Below are 1,342 nucleotides of genomic sequence, written 5' to 3' on the forward strand. Positions count from 1 at the left end.
AGCATGCCGGCGCCTTCGGCCCAGCCGGTGCCGTCGGCGTTGTCGGCGAATGCTTTGCATCGGCCGTCGGGTGATAGTCCCCGTTGCCGGGAGAATTCGACGAATGTGTTCGGGGTGGCCATCACCGTGACTCCGCCGGCCAGTGCCAGGCTGCACTCGCCGCTGCGTAGCGATTGCGCGGCGAGATGGATCGCGACCAGCGACGACGAACATGCCGTGTCCACCGTGACCGCCGGACCCTCCAGCCCGAAGGTGTAGGCGATCCGGCCCGACGCCACACTGCCCGCACTGCCGTTGATGACGTAGCCTTCGAGGCCTTCCGGCGCCTCCTGCAGCCGGCCGCCGTAGTCGTGGTACATCACGCCGGCGAACACACCGGTCCGGCTGCCGCGGACCGAACGCGGATCGATCCCGGCCCGTTCGAACGTCTCCCAGGTGGTCTCCAGCAGCAACCGCTGCTGCGGGTCGGTGGCCAGCGCCTCCCGTGGGCTGATTCCGAAGAACTCCGAATCGAACCGGTCCGCGTCATGCAGGAAACCGCCCTGGCGCACGTACGTCTTGCCGTACCGGGTGGGGTCCGGGTCGTAGAGGGAATCGAGATTCCAACCGCGGTTGGCCGGGAAGTCACCGACCGCGTCGCGGCCCTCGGCCAGCAGCGCCCACAGTTGCTCCGGCGTGGACACACCGCCCGGCAGCCGGCAGGACATACCCACGATCGCGATCGGCTCGTCGGCGGCGGCCGCGGCGGCCGCGACGGCGACCGGCTCAGCGGTGTGCCCGGTCAGCTCGCCGGTCAGGAAGGCGACCAGCGCGGCCGGGGTCGGGTGGTTGAACAGCAGCGTGCTCGGCAGCCGCAGCCCGGTGGCGGCGTTCAGCCGGTTCCGCAGTTCGACGGAGCTGAGCGAATCGAAACCCATGTCCTTGAACGCCTGGCCGGCCTCGATCGGCTCGTCCGCCGCGTGGCCCAGGACCACACCCAAATGCTCGCGGACCATGTCGTGCAGCAACCGATCACGTTCGGCGTCGCCGAGAGCGGCGATTCGCTCCGTCAGCCCGCCGGCGGCCGGTGCACCGGCCGCGGCCGTCCGGCGGCGCTGCGGGACACGGACCAGCCCGCGCAGCATGACCGGCACCTCGCCGGCCTGCCGTACCGCGGCAGTGTCCAGCGCGGCCGGCACGATGACCGCCCGGTCGGTACGCCACACCGCATCCAGCATCTCGGCACCGGCGGCCGTCGGCAACGGGGCGACACCGGCCCGGGCCAGGCGAGCCAGGTCGGCCGCCCCGAGCGTGCCGCCGAGCCAGATCTGAAGATCACACTTCTGAACTCAAGTCACAAGGT

1 protein-coding gene is annotated in these 1,342 nt (G+C 70.8%); it reads right to left on the reverse strand.

Going from position 1 to position 1,342, the window contains the following annotated elements; all coding sequences use genetic code 11:
* Positions 1–1,217, reverse strand: a 1,217-nt coding sequence (locus ABT297_RS43040) for an acyl carrier protein (RefSeq protein WP_350560003.1), incomplete at its 3' end; no start/stop codon positions are given.
* Positions 1,218–1,342: the final 125 nt, after the last annotated feature.

The organism is Dactylosporangium sp. NPDC000555 (assembly GCF_040300025.1).
Classification (GTDB): Bacteria; Actinomycetota; Actinomycetes; order Mycobacteriales; family Micromonosporaceae; genus Dactylosporangium.